Annotated in this window: 21 protein-coding genes; 10 read left to right on the top strand and 11 right to left on the bottom strand. The window is 68.1% G+C overall.

Going from position 1 to position 21,401, the window contains the following annotated elements; translation table 11 throughout:
* Nucleotides 1-10 precede the first annotated feature (10 nt).
* Complete coding sequence (speE, locus tag ABSH63_RS04095) at nt 11-865, top strand: polyamine aminopropyltransferase (RefSeq protein ID WP_352887678.1); 855 nt, start codon at nt 11-13, stop codon at nt 863-865.
* Nucleotides 866-901: 36 nt separating this feature from the next.
* Here speE and ABSH63_RS04090 read toward each other — a convergent pair whose 3' ends face one another.
* The 5 genes from ABSH63_RS04090 to glnK all read right to left on the bottom strand — a co-directional run bounded on the left by ABSH63_RS04090 (nt 902) and on the right by glnK (nt 5,271).
* Nucleotides 902-1,321: a DUF4124 domain-containing protein gene (locus tag ABSH63_RS04090; protein WP_352887675.1), complete on the bottom strand. Its 420-nt coding sequence runs from the start codon at nt 1,319-1,321 to the stop codon at nt 902-904.
* A 309-nt stretch (nt 1,322-1,630) separates the two neighbouring features.
* A complete protein-coding gene (locus tag ABSH63_RS04085) occupies nt 1,631-2,923 on the bottom strand; it encodes an ammonium transporter (RefSeq protein WP_352887673.1) in 1,293 nt (430 codons plus the stop codon).
* 69 nt (nt 2,924-2,992) lie between these two features.
* A complete protein-coding gene (locus ABSH63_RS04080) occupies nt 2,993-3,331 on the bottom strand; it encodes a P-II family nitrogen regulator (protein ID WP_352887672.1) in 339 nt (112 codons plus the stop codon).
* Nucleotides 3,332-3,464: 133 nt separating this feature from the next.
* A complete protein-coding gene (locus tag ABSH63_RS04075) occupies nt 3,465-4,916 on the bottom strand; it encodes an ammonium transporter (protein WP_352887671.1) in 1,452 nt (483 codons plus the stop codon).
* Nucleotides 4,917-4,932: 16 nt separating this feature from the next.
* Nucleotides 4,933-5,271 (bottom strand): P-II family nitrogen regulator, encoded by a 339-nt coding sequence (glnK, locus tag ABSH63_RS04070; RefSeq protein ID WP_352887670.1) that lies wholly within the window; start codon nt 5,269-5,271, stop codon nt 4,933-4,935.
* 229 nt (nt 5,272-5,500) lie between these two features.
* Here glnK and ABSH63_RS04065 point away from each other — a divergent pair, with 229 nt between their 5' ends.
* On the top strand, nt 5,501-5,752 hold the full coding sequence (locus ABSH63_RS04065; RefSeq protein WP_352887668.1) for an accessory factor UbiK family protein: 252 nt from the start codon (nt 5,501-5,503) through the stop codon (nt 5,750-5,752).
* 122 nt (nt 5,753-5,874) lie between these two features.
* Nucleotides 5,875-7,386 carry a YifB family Mg chelatase-like AAA ATPase gene (locus ABSH63_RS04060; protein ID WP_352887666.1) on the top strand — a complete coding sequence of 504 codons (1,512 nt, stop codon included), beginning with the start codon at nt 5,875-5,877 and terminating at the stop codon, nt 7,384-7,386.
* 63 nt (nt 7,387-7,449) lie between these two features.
* Here ABSH63_RS04060 and ABSH63_RS04055 read toward each other — a convergent pair whose 3' ends face one another.
* Together ABSH63_RS04055 and ABSH63_RS04050 are read right to left on the bottom strand one after the other, a co-directional pair.
* On the bottom strand, nt 7,450-8,148 hold the full coding sequence (locus ABSH63_RS04055; protein ID WP_352887664.1) for a TorF family putative porin: 699 nt from the start codon (nt 8,146-8,148) through the stop codon (nt 7,450-7,452).
* Nucleotides 8,149-8,464: 316 nt separating this feature from the next.
* Nucleotides 8,465-8,947: a c-type cytochrome gene (locus ABSH63_RS04050; protein ID WP_352887662.1), complete on the bottom strand. Its 483-nt coding sequence runs from the start codon at nt 8,945-8,947 to the stop codon at nt 8,465-8,467.
* Between the two features lie 106 nt (nt 8,948-9,053).
* Here ABSH63_RS04050 and ABSH63_RS04045 point away from each other — a divergent pair, with 106 nt between their 5' ends.
* A complete protein-coding gene (locus ABSH63_RS04045) occupies nt 9,054-10,769 on the top strand; it encodes a potassium/proton antiporter (protein WP_352887661.1) in 1,716 nt (571 codons plus the stop codon).
* A 141-nt stretch (nt 10,770-10,910) separates the two neighbouring features.
* Nucleotides 10,911-11,375: a helix-turn-helix domain-containing protein gene (locus ABSH63_RS04040; protein WP_352887659.1), complete on the top strand. Its 465-nt coding sequence runs from the start codon at nt 10,911-10,913 to the stop codon at nt 11,373-11,375.
* A gap of 72 nt (nt 11,376-11,447) precedes the next feature.
* Here ABSH63_RS04040 and ABSH63_RS04035 read toward each other — a convergent pair whose 3' ends face one another.
* The 4 genes from ABSH63_RS04035 to ABSH63_RS04020 all read right to left on the bottom strand — a co-directional run bounded on the left by ABSH63_RS04035 (nt 11,448) and on the right by ABSH63_RS04020 (nt 16,898).
* The gene (locus ABSH63_RS04035) at nt 11,448-12,515 is read right to left on the bottom strand and encodes an MBL fold metallo-hydrolase (RefSeq protein WP_352887658.1); all 1,068 of its coding nucleotides are present in this window, start codon (nt 12,513-12,515) and stop codon (nt 11,448-11,450) included.
* A gap of 91 nt (nt 12,516-12,606) precedes the next feature.
* Nucleotides 12,607-13,581, bottom strand: a complete 975-nt coding sequence (locus ABSH63_RS04030) for an SH3 domain-containing protein (RefSeq protein WP_352887655.1) — start codon at nt 13,579-13,581, stop codon at nt 12,607-12,609.
* Between the two features lie 175 nt (nt 13,582-13,756).
* Entirely contained in the window at nt 13,757-16,234 is a 2,478-nt protein-coding gene (locus tag ABSH63_RS04025; RefSeq protein WP_352887654.1) for an ABC transporter permease, read from the bottom strand.
* Nucleotides 16,227-16,898 carry an ABC transporter ATP-binding protein gene (locus ABSH63_RS04020; RefSeq protein WP_352887653.1) on the bottom strand — a complete coding sequence of 224 codons (672 nt, stop codon included), beginning with the start codon at nt 16,896-16,898 and terminating at the stop codon, nt 16,227-16,229. The genes ABSH63_RS04025 and ABSH63_RS04020 overlap by 8 nt, the downstream gene beginning before the upstream one ends.
* Before the next feature lies 1 nt (nt 16,899).
* On the opposite strand from ABSH63_RS04020, the gene ABSH63_RS04015 reads away from it, so the two are divergent.
* The 5 genes from ABSH63_RS04015 to ABSH63_RS03995 all read left to right on the top strand — a co-directional run bounded on the left by ABSH63_RS04015 (nt 16,900) and on the right by ABSH63_RS03995 (nt 21,399).
* Entirely contained in the window at nt 16,900-17,547 is a 648-nt protein-coding gene (locus tag ABSH63_RS04015) for an arylesterase (RefSeq protein ID WP_352887651.1), read from the top strand.
* A gap of 102 nt (nt 17,548-17,649) precedes the next feature.
* Nucleotides 17,650-18,975 carry an NAD(P)/FAD-dependent oxidoreductase gene (locus ABSH63_RS04010; protein WP_352887650.1) on the top strand — a complete coding sequence of 442 codons (1,326 nt, stop codon included), beginning with the start codon at nt 17,650-17,652 and terminating at the stop codon, nt 18,973-18,975.
* 16 nt (nt 18,976-18,991) lie between these two features.
* Nucleotides 18,992-19,756: a DUF1365 domain-containing protein gene (locus tag ABSH63_RS04005; protein WP_352887649.1), complete on the top strand. Its 765-nt coding sequence runs from the start codon at nt 18,992-18,994 to the stop codon at nt 19,754-19,756.
* An 18-nt stretch (nt 19,757-19,774) separates the two neighbouring features.
* Entirely contained in the window at nt 19,775-21,052 is a 1,278-nt protein-coding gene (locus tag ABSH63_RS04000) for a class I SAM-dependent methyltransferase (protein WP_352887647.1), read from the top strand.
* Nucleotides 21,049-21,399, top strand: a complete 351-nt coding sequence (locus ABSH63_RS03995; RefSeq protein WP_352887645.1) for a DUF1475 family protein — start codon at nt 21,049-21,051, stop codon at nt 21,397-21,399. Before ABSH63_RS04000 ends, ABSH63_RS03995 begins: the two co-directional genes overlap by 4 nt.
* Nucleotides 21,400-21,401: the final 2 nt, after the last annotated feature.

Genomic DNA, 21,401 nt, shown 5'->3' with positions numbered 1-21,401 from the left:
GATTCGTGACATGTCCCTGGACCAGACCTGGTTCACCGAAGCGATCGACGCCACCGGCACCGCCTTCTCGCTCAAGGCCGAGAAACTGCACGAGGAGCAGACGCCGTACCAGAGAATCGAGATCTGGAAAACCGCGACCTTCGGCCATCTGATGACGATCGATGGCTGCACCATGGTGTCGACGCGCGACAACTTCCTCTACCACGAGATGATGTCGCACCCGGCACTGAACACGCACCCGAACCCCAGAACCGTGGTCATCGTCGGTGGCGGCGACTGCGGCACGCTGCGCGAGGTGCTCAAGCACCCCGAAGTGAAGTCGGCCACCCAGGTCGAGATCGACGAGCGCGTCACCCGCCTCGCCGAGCAGTATTTCCCCGAGCTTTGCGACCGCAACGACGATCCACGCGCAACGCTGTTCTTCGGCGACGGCATCCAGTGGATGAAGGACGCCGCGCCGGGTTCGATCGACCTGATCATCATTGACTCGACCGATCCGGTCGGCCCGGCCGAAGGCCTGTTCGGCAAGACGTTCTACCGCGACTGCATCCGGGCGCTCGCCGACGACGGCATGCTCGTGCAGCAGTCGGAATCACCGCTGCTGCACCTGGATCTGATTCGGCAGATGCACGCGGCGATGCGCGAAGCCGGCTTCGCCGAGACGCGTCTGCTGCACTTCCCGCAGGTGATCTATCCGTCCGGTTGGTGGTCGGCCTCGCTGGCGTTCAAGCGCGCCGGCAGCGGTGTGGAGCGCCTGGATGAAGCCGCGATCGCGGCGCTGGACACGCAGTTCTACAACGCCGACACCCACCGCGCGGCGTTCGCGCTGCCGACTTACGTGCGCAAAGCCCTCGCCGAGACCTGAACCCCTCGCCCGCTCGCCATCGCGGGGTCGCCCGGTTCAACCGTCGGCGCCGCAGAGTTCGCGCACCTGCTGCTGCGTCTGCTCGATCAGTTGCAGGCGCTGTTCCTCGTTGTACGTGCGCTCGTTGCCGAGCGCGTCGCGCTCGGTGATGGTGCTCGCCCTGCGGTAGGTCTCGAGCTGTTCGCGACGCTTCTGGCATTCCTCGGCGCGCAGCTTGCCGCGCTCGGGCGAGTCTGGAGCTGCGCCCTGCTGCGTGTCGGTGCCTTCGACTTGGCCACCCGTTGCCGGCGCGAAGCCGGGAGCGACCTTCAGATCCACGCGCTTCCAGCCGGGCTTGGGCGTGTCGGCGTAGTGCACGCGCCCTTGGTCATCGACCCACTTGTAAACCGGTCCGGCACCGGCGGTGCCGGCCGCGGCGAGCAGCAGCAGCGCCACACTTGCTGTCTTCGGCCACATGCGCGTTCCTTGGCGATACGGTGACTGGATTCGAGTCTAGTACGATTCCGCAGCGACGATGAAGAAACGGCGTGTACGGTGTGGAAACGCTGCCGGACGTCCCTGTGTGCTTGAGCTCGCGCCCGGGGAATACCGCTGGTGCGCCTGCGGCCGCTCAGCGCGCCTGCCGCTGTGCGATGACAGCCAGGCCGGCTGCGGCGTCGCACCAGTGCGCTTTGAGGTTGCCGCCGGCGACGGGCTGTTGTGGCTCTGCGGGTGCGGTCGGTCGTGCGAGCGGCCGTACTGCGACGGCCGTTCGCACAACCTGCCTCAAAGCGTCTGCAGGTCGTAGCCGCGTTCGTTGTGCTGCGTGGTGTCGAGGCCGGCGGTCTCTTCTTCAACGCTGACCCGCAACGCGCTGACCACACCGACGAGCTTGAGCAGCACCCAGGTACAGACCGCGGTCCAGCCCGCCACGGCACCGATGCCGAGCAACTGCACGCCGAGCTGCGAACCCATGCCCATGCCCTCGGCATAACCCTGGCCGCTGAACACGCCGAGCGAGGTGGCGGCGAAGACGCCGGCGGCGAGGGTGCCGAGCATGCCGCCGACGCCGTGCACCGGGAACACGTCGAGCGAGTCGTCGATCTTGAGCGCGTGCTTGAGCGCATGCGTGGCGTTGAAGCAGACGAAGCCGGCGAGCAAGCCGATCACCAGTGCGCCGCCGGGACCGACGACGCCGGACGCCGGCGTGATCGTGCCGAGCCCGGCGACCATGCCGGTGACCACACCCAGTGCCGAGGGCTTGCCGTAGCGGATCCACTCGATCGCGCCCCACATGGCCGCACCGGCCGAGGCCGACAGGTGGGTGCACAGGATCGCCATCGCGGCGTTGTTGTCGGCGGCCAGCGCCGAACCGCCGTTGAAGCCGAACCAGCCGACCCAGAGCATGCCCGCGCCGGTGACGGTCATGGTCAGGTTGTGCGGCATCATCGGCGTCTGCAAAAAGCCCGTGCGCGGACGCAGCACCAGCGCGGCAACGAGCGCGGCGACGCCGGCGGTGATGTGCACCACGGTGCCGCCGGCAAAGTCGATCAGGCCGCGCGCGTAGAGCCAGCCGTCGGCCGCCCAGACCCAGTGGCACACCGGCAGGTAGACCACGAACAGCCACAGCACCGAGAACAGCAGCATCGCCGAAAAGCGCATACGCTCGGCGAAGCCGCCGACGATCAGCGCCGGGGTGATGCAGGCGAAGGTGAGCTGGAACATCGCGAACGCGGTTTCCGGAATCGCGCCGCTCATCGAGCCTTCGGCGACGCCGGCGAAGAAAGCCTTGGACAGGCCGCCGATGAAGCCATTGCCGGGCGCAAACGCGAGGCTGTAGCCGCAGACGAACCAGAGAATCGACACGACGCAGACGATCGCGAAGCACTGCATCAGCACGCTGAGCACGTTCTTCGCGCGCACCAGACCGCCGTAGAACAGCGCAAGCCCCGGCAGCGACATGAACAACACCAGCGCCGAGCTGGTCATGATCCACGCCGTGCTGCCGCTATCGATACCGTCCTGCGCGAGCGCCGCCGCCGGCAGCACGCCGGTCAGCACGCCGATGGCTGTTCTCATCACTCTCCCCCCATGCGTGAAAAAGCCCCCGCTGCTGTCTCGTTCAACGGGGGCGCACCGTCGATTCGATCAAACCGCTTCGACGCCGGATTCACCGGTGCGAATGCGCACGGTCTGCTCGAGGTCGTAGATGAAGATCTTACCGTCACCGATCTGGCCGGTCTTCGCGGCCTTGAGGATCGCATCCACCGCCTTGTCGACCATGTCCGGTGCGAGTGCGACTTCGATCTTGATCTTGGGCAGCAGATCGACGGTGTACTCGGCGCCTCGGTACAGCTCGGTATGCCCCTTTTGCCGGCCAAACCCGCGCACCTCGGTCACGGTCATGCCCTGCACGCCGATGTCGGCCAGGGCCTCGCGCACGGCGTCGAGCTTGAAGGGCTTGATGATGGCGATCAGCATTTTCATGGGCGAGCGTTCCTTCCGCGGTTACGGCGGCGAGTGTATTGCCGGTTTTCGCAAAAGTCGAAGCTGCGCGCACAAAAAAGGGGCGGACAAAGCCGTCCGCCCCAACCCACCGGAGGAGAACTCCGTTCGATGCTTACTTGGTGAACTCGGGGTAGGCCTCGAGTCCGCACTGGGACAGATCCACACCCTCGTGCTCTTCCTCCTCGCTGACGCGGATGCCGATCACCAGCTTGATGATCATCCAGACGATCAAGGCGGCGACGAAGACGAAGCCGAGAATCGTGAACAGGCCGAGCAACTGCGCGCCGAAGGTGGCGTCGCCGTTGGTCAGCGGCACCGCCAGCAGACCCCACATGCCGACCACGCCGTGGACCGAGATCGCGCCGACCGGGTCGTCGATCTTGAGCTTGTCCAGACCCAGGATCGAGAACACCACGAGCACGCCGCCGACCGCACCGATCAGCGTCGCCGCCAGCGGCGTCGGCGTCAGCGGTTCGGCGGTGATCGCGACGAGACCGGCGAGCGCGCCGTTGAGCACCATCGTCAGATCGGTCTTCTTGAACAGGATCAGCGAGGTCAGCATCGCCGCGATCAGACCGCCGGAGGCGCCCATGTTGGTGTTGACCAGCACCAGCGACACCGCGTTGGCCTCGCCGACGTCGGAGATCTTCAGCTCCGACCCGCCGTTGAAGCCGAACCAGCCCAGCCACAGGATGAAGGTGCCGAGCGTGGCCAGCGGCAGGTTCGCGCCCGGGATCGGGTTGATCTTGCCGTCCGGACCATACTTGCCCTTGCGCGGACCGAGCAGCAGCACGCCGGCCAGCGCCGCAGTGGCACCGGTGAGGTGAACGACGCCCGAACCCGCGAAGTCGAGGAAGCCGGCCGCATCGAGAAAGCCGCCGCCCCACTTCCAGAAGCCCTGCAGCGGGTAGATGAAGCCCGTCATGAAGATCGCGAAGATGAAGAACGACACGAGCTTCATGCGCTCGGCGACCGCACCGGAGACGATCGACATCGCGGTGGCGACGAACACGACCTGGAAGAAGAAGTCCGACAGGCCCGAGTAGTACGAGTCGCCCGCCATGACCGCCGCCACGTCGTTGTCGCTGCTGCCGAGCAGGCCGCCGAAGCCGGGGAAGTACGGACTCATCGCCGCGTCGCCCGGATACATGATCTGGTAGCCGACCAGCATGTACATGACCGAGGCGATCGCGAACAGGCCGATGTTCTTGGTCAGGATCTCGGCGGTGTTCTTGGCCCGCACCAGGCCGGCCTCCAGCATCGCGAAACCGGCCGCCATCCACATGACGAAGGCACCGAACACCAGGAAGTAGAAGGTGTCGAGCGCGTAGGCCAGTTCCGCCGCCTTCTGCTCGACGGTGACTTCCGGCTTGGCCGCTTCGGCCGCGACTTCTTCGGTGACGGCGGCTTCGACCGGCGCCGCTTGCTCGACCGCAACAACCGCTTCTTCGGCGACTTCGACCACCTCGGCCGGCATGTCGGTCACCGCCTCGTCCTGCGCCCACGCGGGGGCGAGACCCAGACCCAGTGCCAGCGCCAGGGCGCTCAAGTATTTGCGCATCATGTCGAGATTCCCCCTTTTACAGTGCATCCTTGCCGGTTTCACCCGTGCGGATACGGATGGCCTGGTCAAGGGTGAAGACGAAGATCTTCCCGTCACCGATCTTTCCGGTGTGGGCGGCCTTGGTGATGGCGTCGATGGCCGCGTCGAGCTTGTCGTCGGCGACGGCAACCTCGATCTTGACCTTGGGCAGAAAATCCACCACGTACTCGGCGCCGCGGTAGAGCTCGGTATGCCCCTTCTGGCGACCGAAGCCCTTGACCTCCGTCACCGTGATGCCGGCCACGCCGATGTCCGAGAGTGCTTCGCGCACCTCGTCCAGCTTGAACGGCTTGATGATGGCTGCAATCAATTTCATGGATATCACTCCTGAGTCGGAAAGCTGGCTTTTCGCCAGAGGAGCCTTGGGACTCCGGCGGCCAGACTGGGCAAAAGCACGGAGCGTGCCAGTGGCTCAGACGCCCGCCGACAGGGCCGTTTGCCCCCGATCGCACGCGAATAGGGCGCAAGACGCACCATGTCGGTGCACGATCGTCGGCGGTTCTGTGCTTGAATCGCGCGCGCCGAGCCGTGAAACTGCACGCGCCATGACGGACGGTCCACGCTTCGAGGATCTCGCGCGCCAGCTCGCCGAGGTGCTGCCGCAGAACCTGAGCGCGCTGCGGCGCGAGCTGGAAGACAACTTCCGCGCGGTGCTGCGCGCCAACCTCGAGAAATGGGATCTGGTCTCGCGCGAGCGTTTCGACATCCAGGCCGAGCTGCTGGCGCGCACACAGGCCAAACTGGTCGCGCTCGAACAGCGCCTCGCCGAACTCGAGAAGAAGCTCGCACGAGGCTAAAAGCGCTGCGCTTGACGCCGGCGCGGCGCTTGCCGATCCTCGCTGCGACCCGCCGGCACGCAGACTCGTAGCCGGACCGAGAACAGGTCCGCGGCCGGCGTCACGAGGGAGGCGCAACGCGGATGGCTCAACTGGCGACGCTGCTATCGCGCGCGCAGAACGGACTGACGGCGGATTTGGTCACCGTCGAGGTGCATCTGGCACCCGGCCTGCCCGGCCTGAACATCGTCGGCCTGCCCGAAGCCGCGGTGCGCGAGGCCAAGGACCGCGTCAAGGCGGCCATCACCACCTGCGGCTACCGTTTTCCGGTGCAGCGCATCACCTGCAATCTGGCGCCGGCCGACCTGCCCAAGGAAGGCAGCCGTTTCGATCTGGCGATCGCTCTTGGCATCCTCATGGCGTCGGAACAAGTTCCCGCCGGAGCGCTGCAGGGCGTCGAGGTGCTCGGCGAGCTGTCGCTGTCCGGCGAGCTGCGGCCAGTCCCCGGCGTGCTGCCGGCGGCGCTCAAGGCCACGCAGGCCGGACGCGCGCTGCTGGTGCCGGCGGCCAATGCCGCCGAGGCGCTGCTGGCGCCCGGGGCCTGCGTGCTGCCGGCGCGCACGCTGATGGAGCTGTGCGCGAGCCTGCACGAAGGCCGGCCAGCCGCGGCCGCGGCCCCGGCGCTACCGCAAGCCTGCGATACCGCGCCCGACCTCTCCGACGTCCGCGGCCAGGCGCAGGCGCGGCGGGTGCTCGAAATCGCCGCGGCCGGCGCCCACTCCGTGCTGCTGGTCGGCTCGCCCGGGGCCGGCAAGTCGATGCTGGCGCGGCGCCTGCCGGGCATCCTGCCGCCGCTGGAAGCCGACGAGGCGCTGGAAGTGGCCGCCGTCGCCTCGATCGCCCTGGGCGGCTTCGATCCGGCGCACTGGGGCCGGCGTCCGTTTCGCGCGCCGCATCACACCGCCTCCGGTGTCGCCCTGGTCGGCGGCGGCAGCGTGCCGCGCCCCGGGGAGATCACGCTCGCGCATCACGGCGTGCTGTTCCTCGACGAATTGCCGGAGTTCGACCGGCGCAGCCTCGAAGTCTTGCGCGAACCGCTCGAAACCGGGCACATCACCGTCTCACGCGCCGCCCGCCAGGCGGAGTTTCCGGCGCGTTTCCAGCTCGTCGCGGCGATGAATCCCTGCCCCTGCGGCTGGCTCGGCGACGTCTCCGGCAGATGCCGCTGCACGCCGGATCAGGTGCTGCGCTACCGCGCCAAGATTTCCGGGCCGCTGCTGGATCGCATCGACCTGCAGCTGTTCGTGCCGCGCGTCGACGCCGCGCAGATGACCGACGATGGCGCGCCGCGCGAAAGCAGCCGCACGGTGCGCGAGCGCGTCGTCGCCGCACGCACACGCGCATTGCGGCGCCAGGGCGTGGCCAACGCACGGCTCGACGGCAAGGCGCTGGAACAGTACGCGCAGCCGGACGCGGACGGCCGCGCGCTGTTGCAGACCGCGCTGGCGCGCCACCTGCTGACCGCGCGCTCGTATCACCGCTGTCTGCGCGTCGCGCGCACGCTGGCCGATCTCGACGGCAGCGAACGCGCCGGCGCCGAGCACGTCGCCGAGGCCCTGCGCTACCGCGAGTTGGATCGCGCACCGCCGGCATAGCGCGACGGCCCAACGAAGAAGGGCCGCACGAGGCGGCCCTTCGAAACGACGACCGACGTTCGCTTACAGATCGAACGAGTAGCTGCCGCTGACGACCAGTTTCGGATCATCGTCGTCGATGTCGGTGGCGACGAAGGCCAGACCCATCGAAAAGCCGTTGCCGGCGTCGGCGGACACACCGATGCTGTAGTCGACGATGTCCTCGATGCCATCTTCTTCGAAAGTCTGCTGACCGACGTGCAGATCCAGGCTGAGCTTGTCGGACATCGGGAAGGACAGGTCGAGGTACGGGTACATCACGCCCTCGTCCGTCACCGCGAAGTAGTCGGCGAGGCTGTAGTACAGACCGATCGTCGCCGGCCCGAACGACAGCGAGCCGTACAGCTCGAAGGTGTTGTTGGACGGATCCGGCTTCGGGTCCAGCTCACCCTCTTCTGGATACCAGTAATAGATCGCGCCCAGGTCATAGCTGAGCGACCCGGCCTCGCCGCTGAAACCGGCGTAGAGGTCGACCTCGGTCGACACGCCGCTCGCGCTCACCCCATTGAAGTTGATCGTCGACGCCCAGGTGCCGACGTAGAAACCGGAGTCATGGGCATAGTCCAGCCCGCCGGAAACCGCCGCATCACCGTTCTGCTCGATGCCACGGAACAGATACTGGCTGCTGACCCCCACATTGCCGCTCACGCCAGCGACGGCGCCACCGGAGAACACGCTCGCACCCAGAACCGCGGCGCTCACAACCGAACGCTTGAATGTCATAGGAAAGCCTCTTTGAAGTTTGGATGACTCCGCGGATGTCTAGCGCTCTCCCGCGGCCCCGCCGGGTTTCTGCAAGCATTATGCCAAGTGCCGAAGGTTCACCACCCGCGCGACGGCGCGCAGTCTGCGCAGACTGCGCGACACGCGCGTGTCGGTTTGCGGACAAGCTGATGTCGATGCGCTCGGACAGGCCCCGCTGACGGCATGACAACCGGGCCGCACGCAGGGCGTCGCACCAAAACGGTGCAATGTCGCCGACGCCCACGAAAAAGGCCGGCAACGCCGGCCTTCTCGTGATTCGGGACGACGCGCCGGCCTACAGCCCGGCATCCTTGAGCAGATGCTCGACCGCGGCGCGGATCTCATCCTCGCTCAGGCTCGCGTCGCCGGCCTTCGGCGGCATCGCGCCCTTGCCGTTGACGACCGAGGCCACCAGGCCGTCGATGCCGCCGGCGGCGCCGAGGCGCTGCGACCACGCGGCGCGATCGCCATCCTTGGGCGCGCCGAGCACGCCGGCAGCGTGACAGCCGGCGCAGAGCTGGGCATTGAGCTGCTCGCCGGTGTACGGCGCGCGCGAAGCGGCGCTGGCACTGACCTTGACCAGCGCGGCGGGGTCGGTGATCACCTTACCGACCGGCCGGATGCGTTCCTCGACCAGTGCGATCGCAGCCGGGCTCATCTGCTCGTCACCGCTGATCCAAGACGCCGCGATGATGCAGACGAAGAAGATGCCGAACAGCACCGCCATGACGGCGCCGAAGTTCGCGAAGAAAACCTTGTCGTGGTCCTTGTGATCCACGGGTACGCTCCTCAATCAGGACGTGCCGACGGGCAAAGGGGCGCAAGTATAGCGGCAGGCCTAGAGCGCCGCCTAGCCGCTCGGGGCCGTCGCTACAATCCTGCGAATGGAACTGACCAATCAGCTCATCTTCCTGGCGGGCCTGCTGTTCATGGTCAGCATCCTGGCCACGGTGATCACGCCACGTCTGGGCGTGCCGCTGCTGTTGGTATTCCTGGTCGTGGGCATGCTCGCCGGTGAGGACGGCCCCGGCGGCATCCGCTTCGACAACTATCCGCTGGCCAACCTGGCCGCCACTGCGGCGCTGGCGGTGGTGCTGTTCGACGGCGGCATGCGCACCAGCCTGACCAGCTTTCGCGTCGGCCTGCGGCCGGCGGTGGCGCTGGCCTCGATCGGCGTACTGGTGACCACCGCGATCGTCGGCCTGTTGTCGGCGTGGATCCTTGAACTGAGCCTCGCCGAGGGTCTTTTGATAGGCGCCATCGTCGGCTCGACCGACGCGGCCGCGGTGTTCTCGCTGCTGCACACCAACGCCGTGTCGCTCAATCAGCGTGTCGCCTCGACGCTGGAAATCGAATCCGGCACCAACGATCCGATGGCGGTGTTCCTGACACTGGCGCTGATCCTGTACCTGCAGGCACCGGAAACCTTCGGCGCGGTCGACGCGCTCGGCATGCTGCTGCAGCAGGGCGCGGTCGGCGCCGCCTTCGGGCTGGCCGGCGGCTGGCTGCTGGTCGCGTCGATCAATCGCCTGACGCTGGGCGATTCGCTGTATCCGCTGCTCGCGCTGTTCGGCGGTCTTTTGATCTTCGGACTCACCGCGCTGGCCGGCGGCAGCGGCTTTCTCGCGGTCTATCTCGCCGGCCTGATGCTCGGCAATCGCCCGATCCGTTCGGCTGCCGGCATCCGCCGCTTCCACGACGGCATCGCGTGGATGAGCCAGATCGGCATGTTCGTGATTCTCGGCCTGCTGGTGACACCGCATCAGCTCGTCCCGCTGATCGTGCCCGGCCTCGTGATTTCGGCGGCGCTGATTCTGCTGGCGCGGCCGCTGGCGGTATGGCTGTGCCTGCTGCCGTTTCGCTTTCCGGTACGCGAGCAGATCTACATCGCCTGGGTCGGACTGCGCGGTTCGGTGCCGATCGTGCTTGCCACCTATCCGTGGCTAGCCGGTCTGGAGAACGCCCAGCTCTTTTTCAACGTCGCCTTCTTCATCGTGTTGGTGTCGCTGGTGGTCCAGGGCTCGACGGTCGCATCGGCAGCCAAGCTGCTCGGCCTGCAGGTACCGGCGACCTCGGCACGCATCCATCGTGTCGACATCGATCTGCCGGGTCAGCGCGGTTTCGAGGTGGTCAGCTACCGGCTCGCCCGCAACAGCCGGCTGATCGGCATGCGCCCCAAGGATCTGGTGCTGCCGGAGCTGTCGCGCATCATCTGTATCGCGCGCGGCGGACGCGTGCTCGGCTATCGCGAATGGGGCGAGCTCGCGGCCGGCGACTACGTTTCGCTACTGACGCCGCAGTCGCAACTGCAAGCACTGGATCGCCTGTTCGAGTCCGCTCAGGAGCCCGCCGGCGCCGATGCACGCCGCTTTTTCGGCGAGTTCGTCGTCAGTGCCGAGGTGAACCTCGGCGAGCTTGCGCAGGCCTATGGATTGAGCCTGCCCGACGGTGCCGGCGAACAGACGCTCGCCGAGCTGCTGCGCAAGCATCTACCGCATCCGGTGGTCGGCGATTGCCTGCGCCTCGGCGAGTTGCAGCTCGTGGTGCGTTCCGTCGACGGCGACCGTCCGGTCGAAATCGGCCTGCGCCTGCCACACTGAGGCACCTACAGAAGCGGACGCTGCCATCGACACGCGATCCTGTGTCCAATCGACGTTCTCCACACCGAAAAATCTGCGCCATGGAAAGCATTTGGCCGCTTGGGGCATACTAGGCCGGCCTTTCTCCAGCCTAAGTTCCCCATGGCCGATATTGCGGGCTTGCTCAAAAGCGAAATCACACGCCTGTCCAACAAAGTGGCGCGCCAGCACTTTGCGCCGCTGCGCGCCACGGTGACGGCGCAGCGCCGCGAGATCACCGCGCTCAAGCGGCAGATCACCGCACTGGAACAACAAATCTCGCGGCTGCAGCGACGCGAGTCCCAGGCGGCGCCGGCCGCGGCACCGGCCGAGCAGGGTCCGCGCCACCGCTTCGTCGCCAAGGGTTTTCGTTCGCTGCGCGAGCGCCTGGGCCTGACCGCCGACGAAATGGGCGCGCTGGTCGGTGTCAGCGGCCAGTCGGTCTACAACTGGGAGCACCAGAAGGCCAAGCCGCGCGCACGCCAGCTCGCGGCGATCGCCGAGCTGCGCGGTCTGGGCAAGAAAGAGGCACGCGCGCGCCTCGAGGCGCTGAGCGCCGCGAACCCACAAGCGCCGGCCGAGTCCTGACGGCGGGACTCACCGAGCGTTCGCCGATCGAGCCACCGTGGCTCGATGCGCACCGGGTTCGGCCTCGCCGGACTACGCGTTCGCCGGGCAGCCCGGCGCCGCGATCGCGCGATAGCGGTCGACGCCGTCGGCGCCGCGCCTGCGCTCCACGCGGCCGCGCAAGCGCAGATAGTTCAGATGCGCAAGCGCCTCGCCGGTCGCCAGTCCGAGCAGCTCGTCACCGTCGATTGGCCGCTTGTACAGCGCCTCGAAGACATCGACCACGCGCAGCGGTTCGACGAGCAGCGCGCTCAATCGCTCCAGCGCGCGCCGATGCCCGGCGATCAAGTCGTCCAGCCGCGCGTGTAGGCCGCGAAACGGCAGGTTGTGCGCCGGCAGCACCAGCACGTCGTCCGGCAGTGCCTGCCGGATCGCCGCGAGCGACGAGAGCCAGTCGCCGAGCGGATCGGCCTCCGGTTCGGTCGGGAACACCGAGACGTTCGAGCTGATGCCCGGCAAAACCTGGTCGCCCGAGATCAGCAGCTTGAGATCGCGGCTATACAGGCACAGATGCTCGGGCGAATGGCCGTGACCGATCACCGCCTGCCATGTGCGTCCACCGATGTCGATCGACTCGCCGGCCTGCACGCGCCGGTAGCTGTCGGGCAAGGCATAGACCCCGCGGCCGAAATCGCCGAAGCGCGCCTTGTAGTGCTCCAGCGCGCGTGCATTCCAGCCGGCGGCACGGTAAAACTCGAGCGCGTCGGCCGGTGCCTCACGGCCGGTGTCGGCGACCAGCATGCGGCAGATGACGTACTCCAGGCGCGTGATCCACAGCTTGCAGGCAAAGCGTCGCGTCAGCCAGCCCGCCATGCCGATGTGGTCGGGGTGCATGTGCGTGCAGATCACACGCGTCACCGGCAGCCCTGCGAGGGCGCCGGCGAACGCCTCGTCCCAGGCCTTGGCCGTGGCGCGGCTCTGCATGCCGGTGTCGACCAGCGTCCAGCCGTCGCCGTCGCGCAGCGCCCAGACGTTGATGTGATCGAGTGCGAACGGCAGCGGCATGCGCAGCCACAGCACGCCGTCCGCGATCGGCTGCACCGCGCCCGGGGCCGGGGCCGTGTCGAAGGGAAAATCCAGTCCGTTCTTGTGGCTACTCACGAGGGCAGGGTCGGTGCGGGCGATGCGGCCAGCGCGCCGCATCGCAATGGGTGCGGACATCGAGCTTAGCGCGTCCGCGCCGCCGGCTCGTTCAGTACACCGAGCGCGGGCGCATCGCCCCACCGTCGACGGCTGCGGACTTGACCACGCGCAGCAGACCGGCTTCGTGGATGAAGCCCTCGCCGTCGACCAATTCGAACCAGCCCGCCTCGGGGGTTTCGATGAGCTGCACCGGCGTGCCCGGCTTGAGCCGCTTGAGCACGCGCCCCCTCAGGGATGGCGAGTCGCGCACCGAGACATGCGCGGCCCCGACCTGTGCCTCGAGGAAGGCCGTGGCGGCGATGCCCACCGGCGGCGGTGCCTCCGTAGGGTGGCTGGCTTGGATCGAGCGTAACGCACTGGCGTGCAGATAGCCCGGCTGGTCGCGCATCGCAAACCACTCGGGGCTCGCGGTCGGGGCGAGCTGCACCACCGAGGCCGGTGCCAGTTTGGCCAGCACGGGCGCATCGAGCGAGGGCGCCATGCGCAGATTGACACGGCCGTCGATGGTCACGCCGGTCAGGCCGTGCTGCGCGCCGACGTCCTGCGCCGGCAGGCGGCGGGCTGCGGCGATGATGGCGTCGCGCTCACGGTTGAGTGCGAAGCGGCCGCCCTGCTGCAGACGGCGCTCGAGCGCCGCGATCTCGTACACCGCGAGCGCGACGACCTCGTTCGACAGGGTCGCGCACGGCGCCTGCTGGATCAGCGAACGGCCGCCGACGGTGGCATCGCCCTGGTCCAGCGGCTTGCCCGACCACTCCAGCGCGAGGCGGAACTGGTACAGGCAGGTGCGTTCGTCGAGACGGCCGGCGACGACATCGAGCGTGGGCAAGACCGCGCGACGCTGATCGCGACTGCGAATCGGCGCCAGCTCGCGGCGGTAACGCTGCGGCGTGAGCAGCGCGCCGTGACGCACTTCGTCGACGAAGGCACCGAGCTCGTCCGCGAACGCAGGGACTTCGGCACGCGCCGCCGACACACTCGCCGCCACGGCCAGCAGCGCGGCAATGGCTGGTGTTCTGAACATGGTCCCCCCGGACCCTCCATCCGCCCCGATCGTAACGGCCTTTGCACGCAAACACCAAGCCGGGACTTTTGCCCATGCCCGGATCGGGCAAACGCGAACCCTGCACCGCTCGGCTCGGCGGTATGGGCGTTCCGCTCATCCCGGCCGTCCCGGGGATCGGGACATGCAAAGTCGTTTAGACCTGCTGCAGCACGGTTTTCGGCGGCGTGTTCAGCGTCGGCCGCAGCGAGATCCAGCCAAGCACGGCGACGACGACGGCGCCGGCCAGCGCGCCGATCAGCCACAGCAGCGGCCGCGGGCCGTAGGGGATCCGGAACACCTGCTCGGCCAGCACCCAGGCCACGGTTTGCGCGGCGATCGCCGCGACCAGGCCGGCAAGCCCGCCGAGCACCGCGTATTCGGCGATCAGCCCGCGCAGGATCAGCCCGGAGCGCGCGCCGAGTGCGCGCAGCAGCGCGGTCTCGCGCACGCGCTCGGCGCGCGTGCCCTCGATCGCCGCGAGCAGCACGCACAGACCCGCCGCGAGCGTGAACAGGAAGATGAACTCCACCGCGGTGGCGATTCGCTCGGCGATGCCGCGCACCTGCTGCAGCATCGCCTCGATGTCGAGCACGGTGATGTTCGGAAACTGCGCGACCAGCTCGCGCAGCAGCGCGCGCTCCGAGCGCTCCAGCCGGAAGCTCGACAACCACTGCTTGGGCACCGCGTCCGACAACGCGCCGGGGGTCGTCAGCAGGAAGAAGTTCGGCTTGAAGCTGTCCCAGCCGACGGTGCGGAAGTTGGTGACCGTGAGCGTCACCTGCTCGCCGGCGAAGTCCAGCGTCATCGTATCGCCGAGCTTCAGGCCCAATCGCTCGATCGCATAGTCCTCGGCCGACAGCCACGGCTGGCCGGCGCCGGATTCGCCCCACCACTCGCCCTCGATCACGCGGTTGTCCTCGTTGAGCGTCGTGCCCCAGGACAGGTTGAAGTCGCGGTTGATCCAGCGCTGGGTTTCCGGATCGTCGAACGAATCGGCGGTGACCGGCTCGCCGTTGAGCGCGACGAGACGCCCGCGCGCCATCGGCCACAGCTCGAGCTCGCCGCGTCCACGCTCGGCGAAGAACTGCCGCAGCGGCTCGACCTGCTCGGTCTGGATGTTGATCAGGAACTGGTTGGGCGTGTCCTCGGGCAGTCTGGATTGCCAGCTCACGAGCAAGTCCTCGCGCACCACCGAGACCAGCAGCAGCGCCATCAGCGCAAGGCCCAGCGCCGCAACCTGGGCGATGGTCGCACGGCGCCGGCGCGCGACATTGCCGAGACCGAAGCGCCACGACATGCCGACCGCACGCTTGAGCGGTGACAGCGCCAGCACCAAGAGCCAGGCCAGCCCGGCGAGCGCGAGCAACGCCGCCGCCGAACCGCCGAGCACGGCCAGCGCCATCTTCGGCTCGCCGGTGGCGAGCCAGAGCAGCGCCGCGGCGGTCGCCAGTGCGGCGAGCCAGGTCGCACGCGCGCCGGTCGAGCCAGTTTCCGCGCGCTGGAACACGCGCACAGGCGGCGTGCGCCGCGCCGCGAGCAAGGGTGGTGCGGCAAAGCCGAGCAGCATCAGCAGGCCGAGCGCGGCGGCGGCGAGCAGCGGCCACAGCGGCGCCGGCGGCAGGCTGAGCTGCAGCAGATCGGACAGCAGCGCGGCGATGACGGCTTGCACGCCGTAGCCGATGCCGGCGCCGAGCAGCGCGCCGATCGCGCCGAGCAGCAGCAACTGCGCCACGAGCGCACGGCCGAGAAACGCCTGACGCGCACCCAGGGTCTTGAGCAGCGCGATTTCGTCGCGCAGCTTCTCGCCGTACTGGCGCGCCGACAGCGCGACCGCGGCGCAGGCGAGCAGGGTCGCCGCAAGAATCGCGACATCGAGGAACTGGCCGGCGCGGTCGAGCGCGTTGCCGATCTCGCGCCGCGCCTGCTGCGGGCGCACGCGGCGCACATTGGGCGGCGGCTCGGCGTCCAGCAGCGGCGCCAGCGCCTGCGGCGGGCCGGCGAATAGGCGCACGTAATCGACCCGCGAACCGGGGCCGACGAGCTGGGTCGCGGCAAGATCGGCAGCGTTGATCATCAACCGCGGCGCCAGATCGGCGAAGCCATTGCCGCGATCCGGCTCGTTTTCGAGCACGCGGGTGACGCGCAGCGCGATCGCGCCGGTCTGCACCGGCGTGCCCGGCTGCAGCCGCAGCTCCTGCCACAGGCGCGCATCGGCCCAGGCCTCGCCCGGCGGCGGAATGCCGTCGGCGGCACGCGCGGGGCCAAACGGCTCGTCGGCGACGCGCAGCGCACCGCGCAGCGGATAGCCCTCGCCCACCGCCTTGATCGACGCCAGCACCGAGGCCTCGCCGGCGAACACCACCGTCGCGAACGAGGTCGTATCGACGCTGCGCACCTGCGCACTGGGCGCGCGGATCGTGTCCGGCAAGGGTTTGCGCGAGCGGAACAGCAGATCGCCGCCGAGCGCCTCGCCGGTCTGCGCTTCGAGCGCGGCGCGCACGCGCTCGGTGAACAGATTCACCGCCGACACCGCCGATACCGCGACGGCGAGCGCCAGAACGAGCACCACGAGCTCACCCGAGCGCCAGCCGCGGCGCAGGCGGCGTGCCGCATAAGCCATCGCACTAGCCATCGAGCCGCCCTTCGCGCAGCGTGATTCGGCGGCCGCAGCGCGCGGCGAGCTGGGTATCGTGCGTGACCAGAATCAGCGTCGTGCCGCGCGCCGCGTTCATCTCGAACAGCAGGTCGATGATCTCGGCGCCGGTGGTGGTGTCGAGATTGCCGGTCGGCTCGTCGGCGAACAGGATCGCCGGCTCGCCCGAGAATGCGCGCGCCAGCGCGACGCGCTGCTGCTCGCCGCCGGAGAGCTGGTGGGGATAGTGATCCAGGCGCTTGCCCAGGCCCACCCGCTCCAGCGCCGCGCGCGCGCGATCCTGCGCATCGGCAAGCCCGGCGAGCTCCGCCGGCAGCATCACGTTCTCCAGCGCGGTGAAGCCGGCGAGCAACTGGAACGACTGGAACACGAAGCCGACGCGGCCGGCGCGCAGGCCGGCACGCGCGTCCTCGTCGAGGCCGTCGATGCGCGTGCCGTCGAGCTCGATCTCGCCGGCGCTGGGTAGGTCGAGACCCGCGAGCAGCGACAGCAGCGTGGTCTTGCCGGAGCCGGAACGGCCGACGATCGCCAGCGACTCGCCGGCGGCGACGCTCATCGACACGTCGCTCAGAATCGTCAGCGGCGCGCCGCCGCTGCTAACCTCTTTGCCCACGCCGCGCGCGGCGACCACGGTTCTTGCCACGATGTTGCTCCGTCTCGTTGTTACCGCCGCACTGGCTTTCGCCGCGTGTTGCGCGCGCGCCGAGGCTGCGGCCGGTGAGCATGTTGCCGGCCGCTCGCCGACGATACTGGTGCTCGGGGACAGCCTCAGCGCCGCCTACGGCATTCCGGCCGAGCGCGGCTGGGTCGCGCTGCTGCAGGAACGGCTGCGGCAGCGAGGCTATCCGCACGGCGTCGTCAACGCCAGCGTCAGCGGCGAGACCACCGCCGGCGGGCTGGCGCGACTGCCCGCGTTACTGGACCGCCATCGGCCGCAGATGGTTCTGATCGAACTCGGCGGCAACGACGGTTTGCGCGGCCTGCCGTTGACCGAGCTCGAAGACAATCTCCGCCGCGCAGCCGTGCTGTGCCGCGACGCCGGCGCGACGCCGGTGCTGTTCGAGATGCGCATCCCGAGCAATTACGGCCCGACCTACACCCAGGGTTTCCAGGCCGCCTTCACCAAGGTGGCTCGGGCGCTGGATGTGCCGCTGGTGCCGTTCTTTCTCGCCGACATCGCACTCGACCCCGATGCCTTTCTCGACGACGGCATCCATCCCAGTGCCGACGCCCAGCCGCGGATGCTGGATGCGGCGTGGCCGACCATCGAAGCCGCATTGCCTGCGCCCTGAGTGCGCCACCAGCCGCAGTGTCGTGACGCCGCGGCGCATCCTGTCGCACCGGTTTCGCGTATAAAAGCGGCGCGTTTTGCGCCCTTTGCTCACTCCACCTCCATGAAGATCGCCGTCATCGGTTCCGGCATCGCCGGCCTGTCCGCCGCTTTCTTTCTCGCGCGCCGCCACGAGGTCGTGCTGTTCGAGCAGGACGGCCGCGTCGGCGGGCATACGCACACCATCGAGGTGCCGACGGCGGACGGGGTGCAGCCGGTGGACACCGGCTGGATCGTCTACAACGGCGTCAACTATCCGAACCTCACCGCGCTGTTCGGCGAGCTGGGCGTGCGCACGCGGCCGACGAGCATGTCCTTTGGCGTCTCGCTCAACCGCGGTGCGTATGAATGGAAGGGCAGCGATAATCTGCTGACCGTGTTCGCGCAGCCGGCCAACCTGCTGCGCCTCGGCCATCTACGCCTGTTGACCGAGATCCTTCGCCTCAACCGCGTCTGCAACCGTCTGCTCAGGGCCGATGCGCTGCCCGGCGGCTCGCTCGGCGACTTTCTGCGCGACGCCGGCTTCTCGGCCGAGCTGCAGGCGCGCTATCTGCTGCCGATGGCCGGGCTGATCTGGAGCTGCTCGCCGCGTAAGGCGATGGCGTATCCGGCCGCGGACTTCATGCGCTTCTTCGACGCGCACTCGCTGTTCACCGCGACCCAGCAGCCGACCTGGCAGACGCTGATCGGCGGCAGTCACACGTATGTGAAGGCGCTGCTCGAACGTTATACCGGCGAGCTGCGCCTGAACGCCGCGGTGACCGGTCTGCGGCGCGTCGTCGGTGGCGTGGAGATATCAACAACGTCCGGCAGCGAGCGCTTCGATCGTGCGGTCTGCGCGGTCCACAGCGACCAGGCGCTGCGCCTGATCGGCGACGGCGCCGGCAACGACGAGCGCGAGGTGCTCGCTGGCATTCCCTACAACGCGAGTCGCGTGGTGTTGCATACTGACGACAGCTACCTGCCGCGCCGACGCCGCGCCTGGGCCTCGTGGAACTACATCAACGATGCGGCCTTCGGCGAGGGCGTGCAGCGCTACACCGATGTCGACTTCGACCGCGAGGTCCACGACCGCCCGATTTCCGGCAGCTACTGGATGAATCTGCTGCAAGGCATCGCCGGTCCGGTGAACTACGTCGTCACGCTCAACCCGACGCGCGAGATCGCGCCCGAGCGGATCGTCTACGACACCGTCTATCACCACCCGCATTACGGCCCCGACAGCGTGCGCACGCACCGCCAGCTCGCCGGCATCCAGGGCAAGGGCGGCCTGTGGTGGGCCGGAGCCTGGACCGGGTACGGTTTTCACGAGGACGGCCTGGTCTCGGGTCTGCGCTGCGTCGCCGGCATCGACCGCGACTGCCTGCCGGCCTGGGCGAGCGGCGTGTGACGGGGACCGCAGGGCGATGATCCGGAACGAGGACGATTGCCTCTACGCGACGCGGGTGATGCACCGGCGCCTTGTGCCGCCGTTCTACCGCTTCGTCTACCGCGTGTTCTATCTGTTCGTCGACATCGACCGGCTCGATGCACTGTCCGCGCGACTGCGCCTGTTCTCGCTGGATCGCTTCAACCTGCTGTCGCTGCGCACGCGCGACTACGGCGACGGCCGCGGCCTGCGCGCATGGGCCGAGGGAGTACTTCGCGAGCGCGGCGTCGAGCTCGACGGCGGCCGCATCCGTCTGCTCACATTCCCGCGCGTGCTCGGCTTCGCCTTCAACCCGATCAGCCTGTGGTACTGCGAGCACCGCGACGGCACGTTGCGCGCGGTCATCGCCGAGGTCAACAACACCTTCGGCGAGAAGCACAGCTATGTGCTCGCATCCGGCGGCGCCCCGCTGCCGTATGAGGTGCCGATCGAGAAGGAAAAGGTGTTCCATGTCTCGCCCTTCCTCGACCGCGTCGGGCAGTATCGCTTCACGCTGGGCGCGCCAGGTGCGCGCATCCGCGTGGCGATCCGCGAAACGCAAGGGGGCGAGGCGATTCTCGACGCGACGCTGGCGGGCGAGCGGCTCGCGGTGAGCGACACGGCGATTCTGTCGCAGGTGCTGCGCATGCCGTGGATGACGATCAAGGTCGTCGCCGGCATTCACTGGGAGGCGCTCAAGCTGTGGCTGCGCGGTGCGCGGTTCTTCCGCAAACCCGACCCGCTGCGCCCGAACGTGAGCTGATCACTGGAAGGCAAAGACATGAACGAGCGCGACCTCGGAAGCCGTACCGATCTGGACCGCATCCTGCAGCGCGACGGCTTCTCCCCGGACCTGCCGGCGGCACTCAAGCCCGCCGGCGGACGCCTGTCCTGGCCGCTACGCCTGTTGCTGTACATGCTGCGCGGCCTGCGCATCGGCACGCTCGACGTGAGCCTGCCCAACGGCGAGCTGCGCCGCTTTCGCGGCAGCGAGCCGGGACCGCACGGCGTGCTGCAAATCCACTCCGGCGCGCTGGTCGGTCACGTGCTGCGCGGCGGCGAGGTCGGCTTCGGCGAGGCCTATCTCGACGGCTGCTGGGATTCGCCCGACCTGTCGCAACTGCTCGCCGTGCTGTATCTCAACGAGCCGTACTACAAAGGCCCCTACGAGAAGAACCCGCTCGGCCGCTTCTATGGCTGGCTGCGCCACAAACTGCGCGCGAATACCAAAGCCGGCGCGCGCGAGAACATCGAGTACCACTACGACCTCGGCAACGAGTTCTACAAGATGTGGCTCGACGACACGATGGCGTACTCGAGCGGCATGTTCATCCGGCCGAACGAGACGCTGATGGATGCGCAGCTCAACAAGTTTCGGCTGATGGCCGAGCGCCTCGATCTGCGCCCCGAACATCATCTGCTGGAGATCGGCTCCGGCTGGGGCGGCTTCGCGATCCACGCGGCCAAACACTTCGGTTGCCGCGTCACCAGCATCACCCTGTCGAAGGAGCAGCTCGCCGAGGCGCGGCGCCGCGCCGAGGCCGCGAACCTCGCCGATCGCGTGCGCTTCGAGCTGCGCGACTACCGCGATGTCACGGAGACCTACGACCGCGTGGTCTCGATCGAGATGTACGAGGCGGTCGGCGAGGCCTACTGGCCGGCGTATTTCGCGACGATCGCAAAGGCGCTCAAGCCCGGCGGTCGCGCCGCGATCCAGGGCATCACCATCCACCCGAGGATCTTCGACGAGTACCGGCGCAAGCGCGACTTCATCCAGAAGTACATCTTCCCCGGTGGCATGCTGTGCCCGCCGGGACTGTTCCAGGATCTCGCGCTCAAGGCCGGCCTGATCCCCGAGGACGCGAAGTTCTACGCGAAGGACTACGCCGACACGCTCGCACACTGGCATCGCAACGTGCTCGGCGCGCGCGAGCGGATCGTGCAACAGTTCGGCATGCGCTTCCTGCGCATGTGGCGCTACTACCTCAGCTATTGCGAATGCGGTTTTCGCACCGGCAGTATCGACCTGATGCAGATCACCTTGAGAAAGCCGGCATGATCCGTGTCGCGGGTGTTTTCGCCGTCATCGCCATCCTCGGCCTGGTCGGGGTTTCGACTTGGGCCACCAGCCACGTCAGCATCGTCCCGGCGATCCAGGACCTGATCGCCAACCCGTCCGCCGGCTATACGCCGTGGCTGGTCGCGACGCTGTTCGACGCCTACTTCGGCTTCCTCTGGTTCTGGCTGTGGATCGCGTACAAGGAAAAGACCTGGGCGATGCGCCTGGTCTGGCTGGTGCTCGTGCTGGGGCTCGGCAACATCGCGATGGGCGCGTACATGCTGATCAACATCGCGAAGCTGCCGAAGAACGCGAGCATCGAGGATCTGCTGCTGCGTCGAAGCTGAAG

The sequence above is a fragment of the Sinimarinibacterium thermocellulolyticum genome, assembly GCF_040327995.1.
In the GTDB taxonomy this organism is placed as follows: domain Bacteria; phylum Pseudomonadota; class Gammaproteobacteria; order Nevskiales; family Nevskiaceae; genus Solimonas; species Solimonas thermocellulolyticum.
Note: the sequence above shows the minus strand (reverse complement) of the source record. Positions and strands in the feature narration are given on the sequence as shown.

Excerpts from the sequence above, each read along its gene's own strand:
- speE (WP_352887678.1), top strand. The coding sequence starts at position 11 with ATGTCCCTGGACCAGACCTGGTTCACCGAAGCGATCGACGCCACCGGC.
- ABSH63_RS04090 (WP_352887675.1), bottom strand. The coding sequence starts at position 1,321 with ATGTGGCCGAAGACAGCAAGTGTGGCGCTGCTGCTGCTCGCCGCGGCC.
- ABSH63_RS04085 (WP_352887673.1), bottom strand. The coding sequence starts at position 2,923 with ATGAGAACAGCCATCGGCGTGCTGACCGGCGTGCTGCCGGCGGCGGCG.
- ABSH63_RS04080 (WP_352887672.1), bottom strand. The coding sequence starts at position 3,331 with ATGAAAATGCTGATCGCCATCATCAAGCCCTTCAAGCTCGACGCCGTG.
- ABSH63_RS04075 (WP_352887671.1), bottom strand. The coding sequence starts at position 4,916 with ATGATGCGCAAATACTTGAGCGCCCTGGCGCTGGCACTGGGTCTGGGT.
- glnK (WP_352887670.1), bottom strand. The coding sequence starts at position 5,271 with ATGAAATTGATTGCAGCCATCATCAAGCCGTTCAAGCTGGACGAGGTG.
- ABSH63_RS04065 (WP_352887668.1), top strand. The coding sequence starts at position 5,501 with ATGACGGACGGTCCACGCTTCGAGGATCTCGCGCGCCAGCTCGCCGAG.
- ABSH63_RS04060 (WP_352887666.1), top strand. The coding sequence starts at position 5,875 with ATGGCTCAACTGGCGACGCTGCTATCGCGCGCGCAGAACGGACTGACG.
- ABSH63_RS04055 (WP_352887664.1), bottom strand. The coding sequence starts at position 8,148 with ATGACATTCAAGCGTTCGGTTGTGAGCGCCGCGGTTCTGGGTGCGAGC.
- ABSH63_RS04045 (WP_352887661.1), top strand. The coding sequence starts at position 9,054 with ATGGAACTGACCAATCAGCTCATCTTCCTGGCGGGCCTGCTGTTCATG.
- ABSH63_RS04040 (WP_352887659.1), top strand. The coding sequence starts at position 10,911 with ATGGCCGATATTGCGGGCTTGCTCAAAAGCGAAATCACACGCCTGTCC.
- ABSH63_RS04030 (WP_352887655.1), bottom strand. The coding sequence starts at position 13,581 with ATGTTCAGAACACCAGCCATTGCCGCGCTGCTGGCCGTGGCGGCGAGT.
- ABSH63_RS04025 (WP_352887654.1), bottom strand. The coding sequence starts at position 16,234 with ATGGCTAGTGCGATGGCTTATGCGGCACGCCGCCTGCGCCGCGGCTGG.
- ABSH63_RS04015 (WP_352887651.1), top strand. The coding sequence starts at position 16,900 with ATGTTGCTCCGTCTCGTTGTTACCGCCGCACTGGCTTTCGCCGCGTGT.
- ABSH63_RS04010 (WP_352887650.1), top strand. The coding sequence starts at position 17,650 with ATGAAGATCGCCGTCATCGGTTCCGGCATCGCCGGCCTGTCCGCCGCT.
- ABSH63_RS04005 (WP_352887649.1), top strand. The coding sequence starts at position 18,992 with ATGATCCGGAACGAGGACGATTGCCTCTACGCGACGCGGGTGATGCAC.
- ABSH63_RS04000 (WP_352887647.1), top strand. The coding sequence starts at position 19,775 with ATGAACGAGCGCGACCTCGGAAGCCGTACCGATCTGGACCGCATCCTG.
- ABSH63_RS03995 (WP_352887645.1), top strand. The coding sequence starts at position 21,049 with ATGATCCGTGTCGCGGGTGTTTTCGCCGTCATCGCCATCCTCGGCCTG.